This window comes from Streptomyces sp. NPDC026522 (assembly GCF_055567555.1).
Window position 1 is genome coordinate 1 of record NZ_JBVHQF010000031.1, and the last position, 1,419, is coordinate 1,419.

General features: G+C 66.8%; 1 protein-coding gene. It reads left to right on the forward strand.

Translation table 11 applies throughout. The annotated features are described in order from the left end of the window. Window positions 1-1,419, forward strand: a 1,419-nt coding sequence (gene ahcY, locus ACZ4M3_RS35345; RefSeq protein WP_467739745.1) for an adenosylhomocysteinase, incomplete at its 5' end; no start/stop codon positions are given.

Genomic DNA, 1,419 nt, shown 5'->3' on the forward strand with positions numbered 1-1,419 from the left:
GACCTCTCCCTTGCCGCGTTCGGCCGCAAGGAGATCACCCTGGCCGAGCACGAGATGCCGGGTCTGATGTCGATCCGCGCGGAGTACGCGGCGGCCCGGCCCCTGGCCGGCGCGCGGATCACCGGTTCCCTGCACATGACGGTGCAGACCGCCGTCCTGATCGAGACCCTCGTGGCGCTGGGCGCCGATGTGCGCTGGGCCTCGTGCAACATCTTCTCCACCCAGGACCACGCGGCGGCCGCCATCGCGGTGGGCCCGAACGGCACCGTGGAGGACCCGCAGGGTGTTCCGGTCTTCGCCTGGAAGGGCGAGACGCTGGAGGAGTACTGGTGGTGCACGGAGCAGGCGCTGACCTGGCCGAACACTCCTACCGGCGGCCCGAACATGATCCTGGACGATGGTGGTGACGCCACCTTGCTCGTGCACAAGGGCGTCGAGTTCGAGAAGGCGGGTGCGGCTCCGGACCCGTCCACCGCGGACTCCGAGGAGTACGCCCACATCCTGACCCTGCTCAACCGCACCCTGGGCGAGTCCCCGCAGAAGTGGACGCAGCTGGCGTCGGAGATCCGCGGCGTGACCGAGGAGACCACCACCGGTGTGCACCGCCTGTACGAGATGATGGCCGAGGGCACCCTGCTGTTCCCGGCGATCAACGTGAACGACGCGGTGACGAAGTCGAAGTTCGACAACAAGTACGGCTGCCGCCACTCGCTCATCGACGGCATCAACCGTGCCACCGATGTGCTGATCGGCGGCAAGGTCGCGGTCGTCTGCGGTTACGGCGATGTCGGCAAGGGCTGCGCGGAGTCGCTGCGCGGTCAGGGTGCGCGGGTGATCGTCACGGAGATCGACCCGATCTGCGCGCTGCAGGCGGCGATGGACGGCTACCAGGTCGCGACGCTGGACGACGTGGTGGAGATCGCGGACATCTTCATCACCACGACCGGCAACAAGGACATCATCATGGCCTCGGACATGGCCAAGATGAAGCACCAGGCGATCGTGGGCAACATCGGCCACTTCGACAACGAGATCGACATGGCCGGTCTGGCGAAGATCGAGGGCATCGTCAAGGACGAGGTCAAGCCGCAGGTCCACACCTGGAAGTTCCCCGACGGCAAGGTCCTGATCGTGCTGTCCGAGGGCCGCCTGCTGAACCTGGGCAACGCGACCGGTCACCCGTCGTTCGTGATGTCGAACTCCTTCGCGGACCAGACGCTGGCCCAGATCGAGCTGTTCACCAAGCCGCAGGAGTACCCGACCGACGTCTACGTGCTGCCCAAGCACCTCGACGAGAAGGTCGCCCGGCTCCACCTCGACGCGCTGGGCGTCAAGCTCACCACCCTGCGCCCGGAGCAGGCCGCGTACATCGGCGTCAAGGTCGAGGGCCCGTACAAGCCCGACCACTACCGCTACTGA